17 protein-coding genes, 1 tRNA gene, 1 pseudogene and 1 riboswitch are annotated in these 16,925 nt (G+C 61.3%); of the genes and pseudogenes, 10 read left to right on the top strand and 9 right to left on the bottom strand.

The features are described from left to right. The first annotated feature begins 6 nt into the window (after window positions 1–6). Complete coding sequence (gene gabT, locus AC0L37_RS14855) at window positions 7–1,284, top strand: 4-aminobutyrate--2-oxoglutarate transaminase (protein ID WP_473313217.1); 1,278 nt, start codon at window positions 7–9, stop codon at window positions 1,282–1,284. Window positions 1,285–1,298: 14 nt separating this feature from the next. Beyond that, a pseudogene (locus tag AC0L37_RS14850) lies at window positions 1,299–2,748 on the top strand (NAD-dependent succinate-semialdehyde dehydrogenase). Window positions 2,749–2,764: 16 nt separating this feature from the next. Here AC0L37_RS14850 and AC0L37_RS14845 read toward each other — a convergent pair. From AC0L37_RS14845 to coxB, 4 genes are read right to left on the bottom strand one after another with little or no spacing between them, the layout of a single operon-like run. Further along, window positions 2,765–3,070 (bottom strand): hypothetical protein, encoded by a 306-nt coding sequence (locus AC0L37_RS14845; protein ID WP_269367914.1) that lies wholly within the window; start codon window positions 3,068–3,070, stop codon window positions 2,765–2,767. Next, entirely contained in the window at window positions 3,067–3,321 is a 255-nt protein-coding gene (locus AC0L37_RS14840; RefSeq protein WP_348984731.1) for a hypothetical protein, read from the bottom strand. The genes AC0L37_RS14845 and AC0L37_RS14840 overlap by 4 nt, the downstream gene beginning before the upstream one ends. Window positions 3,322–3,329: 8 nt before the next feature. Further along, complete coding sequence (gene ctaD, locus AC0L37_RS14835) at window positions 3,330–5,564, bottom strand: cytochrome c oxidase subunit I (RefSeq protein WP_348984732.1); 2,235 nt, start codon at window positions 5,562–5,564, stop codon at window positions 3,330–3,332. Then, a complete protein-coding gene (coxB, locus tag AC0L37_RS14830) occupies window positions 5,561–6,277 on the bottom strand; it encodes a cytochrome c oxidase subunit II (protein WP_282222819.1) in 717 nt (238 codons plus the stop codon). Before coxB ends, ctaD begins: the two co-directional genes overlap by 4 nt. 21 nt (window positions 6,278–6,298) lie before the next feature. Between coxB and AC0L37_RS14825 the strand changes: the two genes are divergently transcribed. Beyond that, window positions 6,299–6,790 (top strand): DUF2231 domain-containing protein, encoded by a 492-nt coding sequence (locus AC0L37_RS14825; protein ID WP_212659021.1) that lies wholly within the window; start codon window positions 6,299–6,301, stop codon window positions 6,788–6,790. Here the strand turns inward: AC0L37_RS14825 and AC0L37_RS14820 are convergent. From AC0L37_RS14820 to AC0L37_RS14810, 3 genes are all read right to left on the bottom strand, one after another. Continuing rightward, window positions 6,771–7,271 (bottom strand): CopD family protein, encoded by a 501-nt coding sequence (locus AC0L37_RS14820; RefSeq protein WP_269367919.1) that lies wholly within the window; start codon window positions 7,269–7,271, stop codon window positions 6,771–6,773. The genes AC0L37_RS14825 and AC0L37_RS14820 overlap by 20 nt on opposite strands. After that, window positions 7,268–8,011 carry a cytochrome c oxidase assembly protein gene (locus AC0L37_RS14815; protein ID WP_269367922.1) on the bottom strand — a complete coding sequence of 248 codons (744 nt, stop codon included), beginning with the start codon at window positions 8,009–8,011 and terminating at the stop codon, window positions 7,268–7,270. The genes AC0L37_RS14820 and AC0L37_RS14815 overlap by 4 nt, the downstream gene beginning before the upstream one ends. Before the next feature lie 146 nt (window positions 8,012–8,157). Further along, a complete protein-coding gene (locus tag AC0L37_RS14810) occupies window positions 8,158–8,889 on the bottom strand; it encodes a phosphatase PAP2 family protein (RefSeq protein ID WP_282222820.1) in 732 nt (243 codons plus the stop codon). Window positions 8,890–8,977: 88 nt separating this feature from the next. Here AC0L37_RS14810 and AC0L37_RS14805 point away from each other — a divergent pair, with 88 nt between their 5' ends. Together AC0L37_RS14805 and AC0L37_RS14800 are read left to right on the top strand one after the other, a co-directional pair. Continuing rightward, the gene (locus tag AC0L37_RS14805) at window positions 8,978–9,901 is read left to right on the top strand and encodes a diacylglycerol/lipid kinase family protein (protein ID WP_282222821.1); all 924 of its coding nucleotides are present in this window, start codon (window positions 8,978–8,980) and stop codon (window positions 9,899–9,901) included. Beyond that, on the top strand, window positions 9,898–10,725 hold the full coding sequence (locus tag AC0L37_RS14800) for a metallophosphoesterase family protein (RefSeq protein WP_269367927.1): 828 nt from the start codon (window positions 9,898–9,900) through the stop codon (window positions 10,723–10,725). Before AC0L37_RS14805 ends, AC0L37_RS14800 begins: the two co-directional genes overlap by 4 nt. A 17-nt stretch (window positions 10,726–10,742) precedes the next feature. On the opposite strand, the gene AC0L37_RS14795 is transcribed toward AC0L37_RS14800, so the two are convergent. Then, window positions 10,743–10,816 (bottom strand) — tRNA-Gly (locus AC0L37_RS14795). Window positions 10,817–10,996: 180 nt separating this feature from the next. Between AC0L37_RS14795 and AC0L37_RS14790 the strand changes: the two genes are divergently transcribed. The 4 genes from AC0L37_RS14790 (at window position 10,997) to AC0L37_RS14775 (ending at window position 14,420) form a co-directional block, all read left to right on the top strand. Beyond that, window positions 10,997–11,770, top strand: a complete 774-nt coding sequence (locus tag AC0L37_RS14790) for an MBL fold metallo-hydrolase (RefSeq protein ID WP_282222822.1) — start codon at window positions 10,997–10,999, stop codon at window positions 11,768–11,770. A 156-nt stretch (window positions 11,771–11,926) separates the two neighbouring features. After that, on the top strand, window positions 11,927–12,913 hold the full coding sequence (locus tag AC0L37_RS14785) for an ABC transporter substrate-binding protein (protein WP_282222823.1): 987 nt from the start codon (window positions 11,927–11,929) through the stop codon (window positions 12,911–12,913). Between the two features lie 110 nt (window positions 12,914–13,023). Further along, window positions 13,024–13,707 (top strand): ABC transporter permease, encoded by a 684-nt coding sequence (locus AC0L37_RS14780; protein ID WP_282222824.1) that lies wholly within the window; start codon window positions 13,024–13,026, stop codon window positions 13,705–13,707. After that, window positions 13,686–14,420 carry an ABC transporter ATP-binding protein gene (locus AC0L37_RS14775; protein ID WP_282222825.1) on the top strand — a complete coding sequence of 245 codons (735 nt, stop codon included), beginning with the start codon at window positions 13,686–13,688 and terminating at the stop codon, window positions 14,418–14,420. Before AC0L37_RS14780 ends, AC0L37_RS14775 begins: the two co-directional genes overlap by 22 nt. On the opposite strand, the gene AC0L37_RS14770 is transcribed toward AC0L37_RS14775, so the two are convergent. Beyond that, the gene (locus AC0L37_RS14770; RefSeq protein ID WP_282222826.1) at window positions 14,408–15,520 is read right to left on the bottom strand and encodes a 2'-deoxycytidine 5'-triphosphate deaminase; all 1,113 of its coding nucleotides are present in this window, start codon (window positions 15,518–15,520) and stop codon (window positions 14,408–14,410) included. The genes AC0L37_RS14775 and AC0L37_RS14770 overlap by 13 nt on opposite strands. Window positions 15,521–15,595: 75 nt before the next feature. After that, window positions 15,596–15,671, top strand: a riboswitch (SAM riboswitch). A gap of 40 nt (window positions 15,672–15,711) precedes the next feature. Here AC0L37_RS14770 and metZ point away from each other — a divergent pair. Then, window positions 15,712–16,920: an O-succinylhomoserine sulfhydrylase gene (gene metZ, locus AC0L37_RS14765; RefSeq protein WP_212659011.1), complete on the top strand. Its 1,209-nt coding sequence runs from the start codon at window positions 15,712–15,714 to the stop codon at window positions 16,918–16,920. Window positions 16,921–16,925: the final 5 nt, after the last annotated feature.

Genomic DNA, 16,925 nt, shown 5'->3' with positions numbered 1-16,925 from the left:
CGCCCCATGTCCCACAATTCCGACCTTCGCGACCGCCACCTCGCCGCCATCCCGCGCGGGCTCGCCAGTGCCTTCCCGGTCTATGCCCAGCGCGCCGAGAATTCGGAAATCTGGGACATTGACGGCAATCGCTACATCGATTTTGCGGGAGGCATTGCGGTACTCAATACGGGTCACCGTCACCCCAAGGTGATGGCGGCCGTGCGCGATCAACTCGATCACTTCACCCACACCGCTTTCCAGATCATGCCCTATGAACCCTATGTCGCGCTGTGCGAGCGGCTCAATGGGTTGGCGCCGTTCAACGCACCAGCGAAGTCAGTACTGTTTTCCACCGGCGCCGAAGCGGTTGAGAACGCCATCAAGATTGCCCGGGCTTCCACCGGGCGACCCGGCGTGATCGCCTTTAGCGGCGGTTTTCATGGTCGCACCACGCTGACCATGGCGCTGACCGGCAAGGTCGCGCCCTACAAGGTCAAATTTGGCGTCGCGCCACCAGCCATCTACCACCTGCCATTCCCGGCAGCGAGTCATGGCGTCAGTGTCGCTGACACGCTGCGCGCGCTGGACACCTTATTCCGGGCCGACATTGCGCCCACTGATGTGGCCGCCATCATTATCGAGCCTGTACAGGGTGAAGGGGGCTTCCTGCCTGCGCCAACCGAACTGCTGCAGGCGTTGCGCCAAGCCTGCGACACCCATGGCATCGTGCTGATCGCCGATGAAGTCCAGACCGGCTTTGCCCGCACAGGCAAGATGTTCGGCATCGAGCATTCCGGGGTAGAACCCGATCTACTGACCGTCGCCAAATCCCTGGCGGGTGGTTTCCCTCTCTCGGGCGTCATCGGGCGGGCGGACATCATGGATGCTGCCGAACCCGGTGGCCTAGGCGGCACCTACGCCGGCAGCCCCATGGCCTGTGCCGCCGCACTGGCTGTGCTCGATGTGATTGCCGAAGAGGGCCTGCTGGCCCGCGCCGATGCGATTGGTGCCACCATCCGTGGCGCGCTGGATAAACTGGCTCTGCGCAATGACGGCGTGCCCATCTCGGCTATTCGTGGCCCCGGCGCCATGATTGCTTTTGATATCGTCACCGACAGTGGCGAACCCGATGCGGCAACCACCAAACGCGTCATTCAGACAGCGCTGGCCGATGGTCTCGTGCTGCTCTCATGCGGCATCCATGGCAACACCATCCGCGTTCTCAACCCACTGACCATATCTGATGCACTGCTCGAAGAGGGGCTCGTCAAGCTCGGCCGCGCTCTGGTTGCAGTGCAATAGTTCAGGAGCCACACATGCGCACTCTCGCCGATCCCACCCTGCTGCGGACGCAAAGCCTGATCAATGGCCAGTTCATCGGCGAGGCCACCACAGCGGTCCTCAATCCGGCTAATGGCGAGCTTATCGCCAAGGTCCCCCATCATGGGGCTGCCGAGGCGACTGAAGCCGTCGAGGCGGCTCAGGCCGCCTTCCACCCATGGGCGGCGCGCACCGCCAAGGATAGGGGCGCCATCCTGCGCAAATGGTTTGAACTGATCATCGCCAATCGCGATGATCTTGCGACCATACTGACCAGCGAACAGGGCAAGCCCTTTGCCGAGGCGCTGGGCGAGATCGACTATGCCGCTTCCTATGTCGAATTCTATGCCGAAGAGGCCAAACGTATTGCGGGTGAACTGCTGCCTGCCCATCGTGCCGACGCGCGCATTATGGTATTGCGCCAGCCCATCGGTGTGGTGGCCGCGATCACCCCTGGAATTTTCCCGCAGCCATGATCACGCGCAAGGTCGGCCCGGCCCTGGCCGCTGGCTGCACCGTCGTGCTCAAGCCTGCGCCCGAGACTCCCTGACCGCATTGGCTCTGGCTGAACTGGCGCAGCGCGCCGGGTTTCCGGCGGGTACGCTCAATGTGATCACCGGCGACGCCATCGCCATTGGCGGCGTGCTGACCTCTCATCCCAAGGTTCGCCTTGTCGGTTTCACCGGGTCCACCGAGGTGGGCAGGATCCTGATGCGGCAGGCCGCTGGCACCGTCAAGAAAGTGGCGCTTGAACTGGGTGGCAATGCCCCCTTCATCGTCTTCGAAGATGCCGATCTCGATGCGGCGGTGGACGGCGCCATTCTCTCCAAGTTCCGCAATATGGGCCAGACCTGTGTCTGTACCAATCGCATCTATGTGCAGGACAAGATCCACGATGCCTTCATTGCCAGGTTGGTCGAACGGGTCCGGGCGCTAAAGGTCGGTGACGGTTTTGCCGATGGGGTTGTCCAGGGACCGTTGATAACCGAGGAAGCGGTGGCCAAGGTTCAGTCCCATATCGCCGATGCGCTCGCCAAAGGCGCCAGGGTTGAACTGGGTGGCAAGCGACATGCTCTGGGGCAGACCTTTTTCGAACCCACCGTACTGACCGGCGTCAACGCCACCATGGCACTGGCCAATGAGGAGACCTTTGGTCCCCTCGCGCCGGTTTTCCGCTTCACCGACGAGGACGAGGTGATTGCCGCGGCCAATGACTCCGAAACCGGTCTTGCCGCCTACTTCTATACCCAGAATGCTGCCCGCATGTTCTCGGTCATGGAGCGCCTTGAATACGGTATGGTTGGCGTCAATACCGGCGTGATCTCGACCGAACTGGCACCGTTCGGCGGCGTCAAGCAGAGTGGCAATTCCCGTGAAGGATCACATCACGGCATTCTGGAGTTCACCGAGCTAAAATATGCCTGCATTGGCGGGCTCTCCGGTTGATCATGTCGCCCTCGGCCTAGATGCACAGGCTGGCGTAGAGACTGGGGGCGAAAATGACGGCGCTGGCGATCAGGGCGCAGATCGAGAGCATCACACCGACACGTTGAACCATTGTGCTGGGGTCTGATCGCCGCGCTAACTGCCAGTGGATCACCCAGCCGATGATGGCCAGCGTGAGCAGATAGCCGGCGGTCAGAACGCCGCGGTGCAGGCCGGGGCCCCAGCCCCAATGGCAGCCCAGCCCCTGCACGGCGTATAGCCCAACAAACGCTGCGCTCCACAGCGTAAAGCCGATCAGAAAGGGCGCGATGATGCGGGTCATGCGCCACCACCCGCCTGCAGCAGGACCAGTTGAATAGCCCAGGCGGGCAACAGGGTCAGCGCCGCATAATCGGCCCACAATACGGTCAGGCGAAGATCGGTGGCGCGCAACGCGGAAACAAATCCCGTCCGCCATCGCCACCACGCATGTCCGGCCATGATCGCAGCGATCGTGGCATGCAGGGCGCCATAGGCGAACAGCGCCAGCCGCAGGGCCGGATTGGCGTGGCTGGTGGGATCATCAAGCATCATGGTACCGATCAGGCAGGCGCAGGCTGCCAGCAGTGCCAGCCCAACCGCACCCAGCAGCCAGCCCGCTGGGCCGCGCGCACCAGCATTGGCGCGACGGGCCCGCCGGGCGCAAAAGCCGCAGCCAGAGCCGCCGGAACGGACAGGGCGGCCAGACCATTCACCGGTGCCGCCTCACCGGTCCAGCCACTGCTCACCACGGGCAGATACAGCGCCCCGAACAACAGCGCGCTATACAGCGTCGCATCGGCCGCAATGGCCAGCAGGCTGGCCCAATAGGTGACGTTGTTCTTGACCTCATTATCGGTCGGAACAGCCTCGCCCTGGCCTATGTCGATGGGACCGGTATCGCGTGTGCTGCCCAGTCCGCGTGGCCACAGGCAAAACAGAGCGATGACCGCACAGGCTGCCACCGGCGTCAGCCAGTAAAGCTTGAACAGCAGGCTGAGGAAGAACACCCCTGTCACCAAGGCGGTCCAGAGCGGCAGGAAGCTGCGCTGGGGCAGGATAATGACGTGGTCGGGTCGACCACTGAGCGTGTCGATCCCCAGCGTCTCCTGGCGCCCTTCCCGGGCAAAGCCAAGATAGCCAGCGCCACGCGCCAGATCAGGGCCGATCGCATTGGTGTCCAGATCATCGGCCCGGCGGTCAATGGCGGGCAGCGCTGCGAAATTGTAGCTGGCCGGTGGTGTCGGCATGGCCCATTCCAGCGTGCGAGCACCCCAGGGATTGCGCTGGCCGCGCGGGCCGAAGCGGAATTGCAGAATGATATCGGTCAGCACCAGGGCAAAGCCCATGGTCATGATGAAACTGCCAAATGAGGAGAGCAGGTTCAGCCAGTCCCAACCCCAATTGGAGGGATAGGTGGAGATGCGCCGTGGCATGCCCATCAATCCGGTCAGGTGCATCAGAAAGAAAGTCAGGTTGAAGCCGATCAGGATCAGCCAGAACGCGGGCACTGAAAGCCGGTAGACGCTACGCCGCCCGGTGAAGTGGGGCAGCCAGTAGTAGAGAGCCGCCAGCATTGGAAAGACAAACCCGCCAACCAGCACATAGTGCAGATGCGCAACGACGAAATAGCTGTCATGGGCTTGGCTGTTGAACGGCACCATGGCCAGCATCACCCCGGTCAGCCCGCCACACACGAAGACGATGAAGAAGCCCACGACATAGAGCATGGGGATATTGAATTTCGGCCGCCCGCCGGCAATGGTGCCGATCCAGGTGAAGATCTGCACGGCAGTGGGAATGGCCACCAGGGCACTGGCAGCCGAGAAAAAGGCCAGCGCCAGCTGCGGGATGCCGACGGTGAACATGTGGTGCACCCATAGCCCGAAACTGAGAAAGGCCATGGCGACAATGGCCACGATCACCGCCTCGTAGCCGATCAGGGGACGGCGCGCGAAGGTCGGAATGATGGTGGAGAGCACGCCGGCAGCGGGCAGGAAGATGATATAGACCTCGGGATGCCCGAACAGCCAGAACAGGTGCTGCCACAGCAGCGGATCACCGCCTCTTGTCGGATCGAAATAGGGCAGGTCGAAAGCCCGCTCCATTTCGAGCAGGATCGAACCCAGGATCAGCGGTGGGAAACCCACCACCATCATGCCGCCGGTGACCAGCATGTACCAGCCAAAGATCGGCATGCGCTCCAGCGACATGCCCGGCGCCCGCATCTTGAGTACGCTCACCACGATTTCAATGGCGGCAGTAATCGCCGAAATTTCTACGAAGGTGATGCCGATCAACCAGATATCGGCATTGATGCCCGGCGAGTAGGTTCCCGATGAGAGCGGGGTGTACATGAACCAGCCAGCATTGGGTGCATAGCCCGCCAGCATGGCAATGATCAGGATCGCCCCGCCAAACAGGTAGCACCAGAAGCCGTAGGCCGTCATGCGCGGGAAGGCGAGATCGCGGGCGCCCAGCATTTTGGGCAGCATGTAGATCGCCAGACCCTCGAACATCGGAATGGCGAACAGGAACATCATCACCGTGCCATGCATGGTGAAGATCTGGTTGTAGATTTCGGGGCCGATGAAAGCGCTGGCCGGTGTCGCCAATTGCGCGCGGATCAACATGGCGAGCACGCCGCCAATGGTGAAAAAGATCAGCGCCAACGCCATGAAGCGCTTGCCCAGAATGGTGTGATTGACGGCCGAGAACTGCCCCCAGCCGGGCGGCGTCGACCAGATCTCCTCAAGCGCTTTGTGCAATCCAATGGGGGACTGTTCGGCTTGGCTCATTGCCCGGCTCCAATGATTCCAGAAAAGGCGTCAGGCGCGTGCGCCTCGACCACAAAACCCATGCGTTCATGGCCTTCGCCGCAATATTCGGCGCAGATGCCGCGATAGATGCCGGGCTCGTCTGCTTGCAGGCGAATGATATTGGTGTGGCCGGGAATGGCATCGATCTTGCCACCCAGGCGTGGCACCCAGAACCCGTGGATGACGTCGCTCGCCGTCACCACGATATCGACCGGCACACCCGCTGGCAGATGCAGGTCTTCGGTTTGAAGATCGGTCCCCGGATAGGAGAATTGCCATTGCCACTGGCTGGCATGGGCTTGCACGCGCATTGGAGCGGCACCGGTCTGTCGCGGCAGCAGGCTTTCACCCAAGATAAGGGCGGTGACCAGCAGGGCGATCAGAATGGGCACTGGCAGTACTAGCCCCCCGCCGATGATCCACTGTCGCGGCTTGATGGCGCTGATCCACTCAGGGCGCACAAAGCTCAGTGTCAGCAGGGTCAGCACCACACCGAACAGCACTACGGAACCCCAGAACATCACCCACCACAGCAGCGCAATATTGGCGGCGGCAGGCCCTGCCGGGTTCAAGGTCGAGAGCGGTGTGGCGCAACCAGACAGCAGTAGCGGCGTTGCTGCTAGAGCAGCAAACTTGGGCAGGGGAATTCGGTGATGGCCAAAAGCGACAGTTTTGAGAATGAAGTCGAGCACGAAGAGACGCCGCCCGAGGCGATGTCCCAGCATCCAAACCCCGCTATCCGCGACGTTGCCGGCCAGGATATCGGCTCTGCCATCGCAGTGGCCGGCCACCCCATCCACGCCATGCTGGTGCACTTTCCCATTGCGCTGGTGGTCTGCACACTCGGCGTCGACGGACTCTACTGGCTCAATGGCGATCTGTTCTGGCGCGAAGTGGGCATCTGGGCCAGCGGCGTGGCCTTTGTGTTTGGGCTGATCGCCTCGATCGCCGGTACCGCCGAGCTGCTGGCTGTGCCCGGCATTCGCGTCCGCGTGGCCAGCTGGAACCACGCCATCGCCGCCATGACGCTGCTGGCCGTGATCGGTGCCAATTGGGGGCTGCGCCTCAATTACCCGGAGGCCATCCTGCCGCACGGCATTTTGCTGTCCGTGTTGGCGACAATTCTGACCGCTCTGGCGGGCTGGCATGGTGGCAAGCTGGTGTTCGATCACGGTGTTGGCCTCATCATCTCCACCAAGCAATAGAGTCAGGCAGCCCCTGGCCCAGCGCGCCGGGGGCGAAGAAATCATCAAGCGGGCCAAACCGCATCAGTTCGGGCTTGCCCAGAACCACGATCAGAATGCTGGCGATGACTGTTCCGGTCAGCACCATGGTGATGGCCAGGCGCAGCGGCGAATAGCGCTGTCCAGGCTCGAACAGGCGCAGAATGACCAGACCGGTGGTGACGTGGATCAGCACCATGGCACCGACAAAGGCCAGTTTGACGCTGAACCACGGGGTGAAGGTCGCCTCAACAAAGATCAGGCCCGTGCCCGAGGCGATCGCGACAAAGGCCGCCGGTGATACAATTGCGACATAGAGGAACCGCGTGAAGTTGTGCAGATCATAGAGTGGCTTGTTCTCCAGCCCTCGCCGCTGCGCAAACAGCAGCGGCAGGCTGAGCAGACCGGCAGCCCACAGGCCGATGGCCAGAATATGCGCGGCTTTGAGAAGGGTTGCGATCACGATGGCTGCACGCGCGGTTGGCGCAGCCAGCCAAGCAGCCGAACCAGCGCAATGGCGAGATAGGGCAGGCTTGCCGGCACCCACATGACCAGCCCGGCCAATTGCTGGTCGACAAGTGGATCAAAGCCAAATGGCTGAGTGGTCAAAAAGTGGGGGAGGTAAAGTGGCTGGCTGGCGAACACCAGCAAAGCTCCCAGAAAACCCATCTGCGCGGTTGCACCCAGCAGGACTGCAATAGCGGATCCAGCAGGCGCTCCCAGAACGGCCGCCCAGAGCAACACAGCGCTGCCCAGAAGGGATATCTGCATCAACCAGTACACAGCTGTGTCAGCCAGAGCGACAGCGTAAAAGTCTGGCGCATGCCAGAGCCAGAAGATCACGGTGTGCAAGGCCAAAAGCGGAAACGCCAGCGAGGCCAGATTTCGTTGCAGGCGGGGCAGGGCCATGGCGAGCAGCGGCGCGGCTATCGCGACGAGCAAAGCATGGTGCACCACCCGGGCAGAGAACAGCGACACCGTCAGGGCGCAGAGTGGGCTGATGAAAATGACTATCAGCGTCACCATGCCGAGCACAAAACCGGCGCTTTCACGCTGCGTGGCGTTTCTGCGCAGAAAGGCGAATGACAGCCCGGCAAGAACCATTGCCGCGATCAGGGCGGGGTCAAAATTCCATCGTCCCAGCAGATCATCTGGAAGGGGAGCAGGACCGCAATAGCTTGTGCTGATTTGTGACGCTTCCATCCGCACCGCGCTCGTCTATGTGACTTCGCTGGGAAGGTGATGGCGGCGCCCGACCGCGTTCTTGTGTTCGCCCACGCTCATGCTCCCCCGTGTTGTCCCATCAACCCAACGGGCAATCGCGGGTGTGGTTCCAGCATGGCTACGTATTACTCCGGCAAAGCGTCCTTCCGAACCGTCCCTGTCCGTTGCAGATACATGGCCACGGTGCTGCATATCAGGGCCCAGGCCGCCCCAAGGCACCAGCCTGCCAATACGTCGCTGGGGTAATGCACGCCCATATAAAGTCGGCTCAGGCCGACCATCAGCGTGAGCAGAACCGCCATGCCGATGGTGAAAAATCGCAGGGGGCGCGTCGGGGCGAACCGCGATAGCACCGCGCCAAGCGTCAGGAAGGTAACGGCCGACAGCATGGCATGGCCGCTGGGAAAGCTGGCAGTGAACTGTTCGGACATGGTGGTCAAATCCGGTCGCGGTCTGTTGTAGCCCATCTTGAGCAGCGTGCTTAGTATTGTGCCACCCACCACGGAGGTGACGACCAGTAGCGCCTCTGCGCGCATGCGCGCGAGCAGCAGATAGATGCAAACCCCGACCACGATCAGGCCCAACAGGGAAAAGCTGCCAAGGGCCGTGATGTCGCGCACCATCTCGTGCAGCCAGACCGGGCCAATTGTTGTTTCCAGATTTGCCGGATCGCGAAACAGCATCAATATGGCCTGATCAAAGGCTTCCATCTCCCCCTCGATCATCTCGTCGGCGATCTGCAAAAACGCCAGTATCAAGCCACTGACAATGGCGATGGAGGCCAATAGGCGGGCCTCGCCAGTCACAAATCCATGCAGACGGCGATAGGCGGGGGACTGAACCAGACGATCGAGCATTTGACGCTTTCCTTTTGCTCACAATGCAACGTCCACGCCGCGCGCACGTTCCACAGACGCACCACGCCGGGCACTGGATCGAGCCATCATGACCGACAATAGCTATTTCGTCATTCTCAACGCCAACGCCGGAACCGCCCACGCCACAGGGGTAACTGCCGAAAGCGTTGGCGCACTGTTTGAGGCCAATGGTCTCAAGGCCACCATCGAGGCCAACAATGATCGCGATCTGAACGAGCGCATCAAGGATGCCATGGCCAGCGATGCGCAGACAATTGTAGCGGCGGGTGGCGATGGCACCATAACGGCGGTGGCTGCGGCCCTTGTCGGCTCCGAAAAGAGCCTCGCCATTTTGCCCCTTGGTACCGTCAATGCGTTGGCCAAGGATCTCAATATTCCGCTCAACCTGGCAGAGGCAGTGGCGGCCCTGGCCACCGGGCGCTCGCACTGGATCGATGTCGGCGAGGTCAATGGACGGGTATTCCTGCACAAGGTGGTGGTCGGGCTCATCCCCGAGCTCGCCGCTGGTCGCGAGCACATCCGGGGTCGCCAGACCCTTTCGGCGAAAATCGGCTTCATGCGCTATTTTTTCCGCCGATTGACCAGAGCCCGCCGGATCGCGGTGGCCATCGAGACCAGTCAGGGCGAGCGGCGCGTTGAACGGGTTCAGGCAATCGCGGTGGCTAGCAATGCCTATGACGAGGGCCCCGGACAGATATTTGCTCGTCACGGGCTCGATCGCGGCACGCTGACGCTCTACGTGCTGCGCCATCTGACGGTGATCGACTTCTTTCGCCTGACAACGGGCATGCTGCTGGGACATTGGCGCAGCGACGAGGCATTGTGGATAGAGAGTGTGAAGGCCGTGACCATTGACGCGCACAAGTCCATGCTCAATGTCATGTTCGATGGCGAGGTCGAGACGTTCCAGACCCCGTTCAATTTCTCGATCAGGCCCCGGGCTCTGTCGGTTATCGTGCCGGCCGTGACCGTTGAGCAGGCGGTAGCATGAAGATTCTACACATCTCGGACCTGCATTTCGGCCACCATGATCCTGCTCTGGCCAAGGGGTTTTCTGCTGACATCAACGCGCAGAAACCGGACCTCATCGTGGCCAGCGGCGACTTCACCCAGATCGGGACCAAGCAGGAGTTTGAGCAGGCGCGCGAATTTCTCGATGAGCTTGAGGCTCCTGTGTTTGCCGTTCCGGGCAACCACGACGTCCCCGCGGTCAATATCCTTCGTCGCTTCTTCAATCCCTATGGGCTGTATCGACGGTACATCTCGCCTGACCTTGAGCCATTTCTTGAAATGGATGGCGTGGCGCTGGTGGGCATGCGCACCTCCCGGCGCGCCCGTCTGGAGTGGAACTGGGGCCACGGCACCATTTCACGCAGTCAGCTCGAAGACCTTGAAGAGCGCTTTGCAAAGGCATCTCCAGACGCGGTGCGGGTGATTGTGGCGCATCATCCGCTGCTGTTTCCCACCGAGCCGATGTTGCAAAAGACCAAACGGGTCAAACGCGCTGACGATGCGCTTGAAACTTTTGCCGGACTGGGCGTGCGACTGGTGCTGTCGGGCCATTTTCACCTGTCCTACCTGCGCAAGCACGAGACTGATGCAGTTCCGCAGGAAGGCGAGCCTATCGGGTTGAGCAAATCGCCGGTGGCGCCAATTCTGGTTGCTCAGGCATCGTCAGCCATTTCAACGCGTTTGCGCGGCGAGCCCAATGCCTACAACCTGATCGAGATCGGTGCGGAACGCATTACCGTAACGGTGCGCGAATGGCGCGATGACGGCTGGCACACACGCGACAGGGCCAGCGAGCCGGTCTAGCAGACAATAAATGGAAATGGAGCGGGTGAAGGGAATCGAACCCTCGTCACTTGCTTGGGAAGCAAAAGCTCTACCATTGAGCTACACCCGCAACGCGCGAATAGATGCTGGAAATCGCGGCAGGCGTCAAGGCACTGTGAAGCCGCTGCCATTCACAGCCAGACGCCCGCGGTAAAACAGTCCAGTCAAATTCATCTTGTGATCGACCTGCCCGCAAATCTAGGCTGTCCGCGGCAGGCATGGGTTTCTGGCAATGGGGCGTTAGACGATCTTGAATAATTCAACCACACCCGACAATGTCGGCGTTGATATCCAGATTGCCGGTGGCGGGGATGCCTTTGGCAGCGGCGGGCAGTTCCAGACCTGCTTTATCGTTGATGACAGTCATGGTCGCTTTGCCATCGATTTTGGCGCTACCAGCATGGTCGCACTGGGCCAACTCGGCATTGATGCGGCAGAGATCGAACTGGTCGTGCTGTCGCACCTGCATGGTGACCATTTTGGCGGTCTGCCCTTCCTGCTGTTGCACCGCCAATACGCAGCATCGAGCTGTCGGCCGCTCACGCTCGCCGGGCCACCCGGCTTGCAGGGGCGCATCGCCGCCCTCATGGACTGCATGTATCCCGGCCTTTGGGAAGGCCAATGGCGCTTTGCCATCGATTTCGTCGACATCGTGCCGGATCAGACAACGACCGTGCTGGGCCGCAAGATCACGGCGCAGAAGGCCCGGCATTTTGCCGGTGCGCAGGACTGTCTGAGCCTGCGCATCGAAACCGACGACAAGTTAATTGCCTTTTCCGGTGACACTGGCTGGCGCGATGAGTTGATCGAACTGGCGCGGGACAGCGACCTGTTCATCTGTGAGTGCAATGAGCGGATCGACCAACCCTATGACACACATATCAGCTTCGAAACGCTATCCAGAAATATCGACCGGCTGCAGACCAAAAGGCTGCTTGTCTCCCATCTTGGTCCCGACATGGTGGGTGCCATCGACAGCTTGCCGGTCGAGGCGGCAACATTTGGATTAAAGCTGGCGCTCTGATCGACAGCCCGCCGCGGCAAAATGGGAAATCATCGCATTGTGCCGATGACCTGAGCCCTTCGAACGGTGTAAGAGCACTCCAACACTCTTTATGCATATCGCGGCACGGCTGTGTTGATCCCGATATAGCGCGACGACACCTCAATGGGAGCAACCATGCGCCTGACGACTCTGATGCTTTCCGTCCTTGCCCTGCTGCCAATGGGGCTTGCCGCGGCGCCCGCTGCAGCCCAGCAGAAGCTGACCGTGGGTGTGCAGGAAAGCGGCACGGTGCAGTGGGAAATCCAGACCATCAAGGCGCTTGGGCTCGATACCGCGCATGGGCTGGATCTGCAGGTGCGGCCACTCGCCGACAGCCGCGCGGGCCAGATTGCGCTGCAGGCGGCCGAGGTCGATGTGATCCTGTCGGACTTTGTCTGGGTGTCGATCCAGCGTAATCAGGGCAATGCTGTCACCATGGTGCCGCACTCGCTTGCCGTTGGCGGGGTGATCTTGGCTCCCGATAGTGGCATCGCCAATGTGCGTGACCTCAAGGGCAAGACCATCGCGGTAGCTGGCGGACCGGTCGACAAGAGCTGGGTCGTGCTGCAGGCGTACTACAACAAGCTGACCGGTGCCGCTCTGGTGGACGACGCTACCGCCAATTATGGCGCGCCCCCATTGGTCAATGAGCTGCTGGCCGCTGGCCGCGTAGATGCCGGGCTTAATTTCTGGCACTGGAATGCCCGTGCCAAGGCCGCGGGATTGACTGAACTGATCTCGGTGGCAGACATGCTGATTGAGCTCGGCGTCACCGAGCAGCCGCCCTTGCTTGGCTGGACTTTCAGCGACGCGACAGCACAGGCAAAGCCGGCGGCCATTACCGCCTTCCTCGACGCTTCATTTGACGCCAAGGCTGTCCTGCTGGCCGACGACACGGCGTGGGACAATCTGCGCGAACTGATGGGCGCCACCGAAGATGCGGCATTGTTCAACCAATTGCGCGACGATTATCGCGCCGGCATCGTCACCCATTTCAAGCCCGACGAGATTGGCGCAGCCGCAGAAGCCTTTGCTTTGATGGCCAAATTTGGCGGCAGCGATCTGGTGGGCGAAACTGACACACTGGCGCCCGGCACATTCTGGCGGGGCTACAGCAAATAGAGCACCGGTCACCCCCATCGGCTGAACAGACACCGCATCGCGACCGAGCAGGTCCGGGTCTGGAATATCTCTCACTGCCCTTGCTGCTGGTGTTGTGGCAGGGCCTCTCCATGCTTGTCGCCCATCGCCTGTTTCCCTCGCCTGTGGCTGTTAGTCTGCAGATGTGGGATGCCGCAATCAATGGGCCACTATTGATCGATCTGGGGCGCACCCTCCTGCGCGCCAGTATCGCCTTTGTCGTGGCCATGGTGCTGGGTAGCGCGCTCGGCATCGGTCTTGGCCGGGTGCGCTGGGCTGACCGCCTGTTTTCCGGCTGGCTTCTGGTGGGGCTTAATCTGCCCGCCATTGTCGTGGCCATCGTGCTCTATATCTGGCTGGGCCTGACCGATCTGGCTTTGATCCTGGCCGTCACCATCAACAAGCTGCCTTTGGTGACTTCCATCGTGCGCGAAGGCGTACGTAGCTTCGCCCACGAGTTTGACGAACTGGGCGCAGTGTTCCGTATGTCCGTGTGGCGGCGGTTGCGCCTGATCTTTGTGCCCCAACTGGTGCCGTTTGTGCTGGCTGCAGCCCGTACCGGCCTGTCCCTGATCTGGAAGATCGTGCTGGTGTTCGAGGTGCTGGGCAGCGATGGCGGCGTTGGCTATCGCATTGCCATTCAGTTCCAGTTCTTCGATATCACCGGCATTCTCGCCTATACGACCGCCTTCATTCTGGTCGTTCTGGCTTTTGAATATGGTTTCTTGCGGCCGCTCGAGCGGCGGGTAGTGCGATGGCGTCCGGTCCAGCCCTGAGCATCGACATCAGCGCCAAGCGCTTTGCCGGGGCGTCCCAGCCCTTGCTTGCCGATCTGGAGCTGGCTATCGCCCCCTCCAGCGTAGTCGCGCTGGTCGGCCCATCAGGCGTTGGCAAGTCGTCCCTGCTGCGCATTATCGCCGGGATTGATACTGCCTTCTCGGGCGACGTGCTGATTGCAGGTGTCGCCGCGCATCAGGCCAGCACGCCCGGCTTCGTGTTTCAGGATCCGCGTCTTTTGCCCTGGCTCACAGCGGCCCACAATATCATGGCGGTCGATCCGGCGATCAGCGCAGAAATGGCGCAGGCAGCGCTGGCACGGGTCGGCCTTGCCGATGCCGGCGCGCTCTATCCGCACCAGCTTTCTGGTGGAATGCAGCGGCGCGTCGCGCTGGCCCGCGCGTTCTCGGTCAATGCGCGCCTGTTGCTGCTTGATGAGCCATTCGTGTCACTCGACCGCACGCTGGTGGATGAAATCCAGCAACTCTTCCTGCAACTGGTCGCCCACACCCGGCCCACCGTGATCTTTGTCTCGCACCTGATTGATGACGCCGCGCGCCTGGCCGATCGCGCCGTTCTGTTCGACGGACGTCCCGCACAGATCGTGGCTGACATCGCCTTGCCGATCCCGCCCGCGCAGCGCGATGAAGCCACCCTGACTGACTATCGTGCCCAGCTTGATGCCGCGGGGCGCCAGCCCTATTCGGTATAGGGTTTGAAATGCTTGGAAAGCTTGAGGGTCTGGGCCTGATAATTTGATCCCAGCGCCGAGCCATAGAGACGATCGGGTTCTTCTGCCAGCCGCTCATAGATCAGTCGGCCAATCGTCTGGCCGTGTCCGAGCAGGAACGGCACTTCGCGGCTGCGCACTTCCAGTACCGCACGGCTGCCCGTGCCACCCGCTGAGGAATGACCGAAGCCGGGGTCGAAAAAGCCTGCATAGTGCACGCGGAATTCACCGACCAGCGGATCGAACGGCACCATTTCGGCTGCATGAGTGGGCGGCACATGCACCGCCTCGTCGCTGACCAGAATATAGAATTCATCAGGGTCAAGGATCAGCTCTTCCCGCCCTCGATTATGCAGCGGCTCCCAGAACTCGTGCACATCAAGCGCGGCCTTCTTGTCCACATCGACCACGGCGGTGTGGCGCTTGGAGCGGAACCCGACCAGCCCATTGCGGTTGGCGCCCTTGAGATCGATTGATAGCGCCACGCCTTCGCCCACCGGCACATCATTGTCGAACACCAGCGTGTCGCTGGCATGCAGCGCCTGATGCTCGGCCACGGTCAGCCGGTTGTCGCCGCAGCGGAAGCGCATCTGGCTCAATCGCGAGCCAGTGCGTACCAGCACGGGGAAGGTGCGCGGGCTGACTTCAAGATAAAGCGGCCCCTTGTAGCCCTTGGGCATCTGGTCGAACCCACGGGCGCGATCACCGATCACCCGGGTGAACACATCAAGCCGTCCGGTCGAGCTTTTCGGGTTGGCCGAGGCGCTGACCGCATCGGGCAGCTCCAGGCTTTCCTGTAGCGGCACCAGATAGACACAGCCGCGCTCGAGCACAGCGCCACGCGTCAGGTCGATTTCATGCAGTTTGAGTGCTTCGATACGCTCGGCCACTGAATGGCTCGGGCCGGGCAGGAAACTCGAGCGCACCCGATACGCCACATCGCCCAGCCGCAGATCCAGACTGGCAGGCTGTACCTGATCGGTGTCAAAGGGGCGGACGGCGGCGATGGAGCCCTGCTTGTGCAGCAGCTCGATCAGACGCGCCGGGAACACGCCCTGTGGCCAGGTCTGTTGCTTGTCCATGCTATTGCGCTTCCTGATGCTTTGGCTGTTCCTAGCAACCCCAGCAATTGACGCCAACAGCCAATTGGCTTTAGATCACAACCCAGTGGTGATTTGGCCGGTCGCTTGCAGCCACTTTAAACAAATAGCTAAAGACCGTTTGGGAACCGGCCGCCTGTAGCGAGCCGGTTTTTTGTTTTGAAAGCGTGACCATGTCCAAGGCGAACAATCCTCTTCTCGATCCAGCCCGCCGGTCGGCCGAAACCCAGCTTGTCCATGGTGGCACGCATCGTTCCGAGTTCAACGAAACCAGCGAAGCGCTGTTTCTGACCTCAGGCTACAGCTATCCCACATCCGATCACGCCGAACGCCTGTTCAAGGGTGAGATCCCCGGCGCGCACAATTATTCCCGCTTTGCCAATCCCACCGTCGATATCTTTCAGGAGCGCATGGCGCTGCTCGAAGGTGCCGAGGCCGCTCGCGGTTTTGCCACCGGCATGGCCGCCGTCACCGACGCGGTGATGAGCCAGGTGCGCGCCGGCGATCATATCGTGGCCTCGCGGGCACTGTTCGGCGGCTGTCGCTTTGTTGTTGAAGATTTCATGCCGCGCTTTGGTGTCAGCTCGACCTTGGTCGATGGCCGTGATCCGGCCAATTTTGCGGCCGCCATGCAGCCCAATACCAAGGTGGTCTTTATTGAGACCCCGACCAATCCAACGCTCGAGCTGGTCGATATCAAGGCTGTCGCCGACATCGCCCACGCCCATGGCGCCGTGCTGATCGTGGACAATGTCTTTGCCACCGCGCTCTGGCAGAAGCCGCTCGCACTCGGAGCCGATCTGGTGACCTACTCGGCCACCAAGCACATTGACGGCCAGGGCCGGGTGCTCGGCGGCATCGTGCTGGGCTCAAAAAAGCTGATCGAGGGCGATCTGCACACTTTCCTGCGCCAGACCGGCGCGTCGCTCAGCCCGTTCAACGCCTGGGTGCTGCTCAAGGGGCTTGAGACCCTGCCGCTGCGCGTCCGTCAGATGACAGACAGCGCTGGCAAGATCGCCGATGCACTGGCCAGCCATGCCAAGGTCGACAGGGTGATCTATCCCCATCACGCCAGCCATCCGCAATATGATCTGGCCAAGGTTCAGATGGCGGAGGGGTCGACGCTGGTCTCGCTTGAGGTCAAGGGCGGGCAGGAGGCAGCCTTCAAATTGGCTGACTCGCTGGCAGTCATCCTGATTTCCAACAATTTGGGCGATGCCAAATCCATCATCACCCATCCGCGCACCACAACACATCAGCGGCTGACCGAAGAGGCCCGGCTTGAAGTGGGTGTCACACCGGGCCTGCTGCGCCTGTCGGTTGGTCTTGAAGCCAGTGATGATTTGATCGCCGATCTGTTGTACGGCTTGGATCAGATCTAGGGAGA

The sequence above is a fragment of the Devosia sp. J2-20 genome (genome assembly GCF_055808475.1).
The sequence above is the reverse complement of the archived record's forward strand: the minus strand, read 5'-3'. Positions and strand labels throughout refer to the sequence as shown.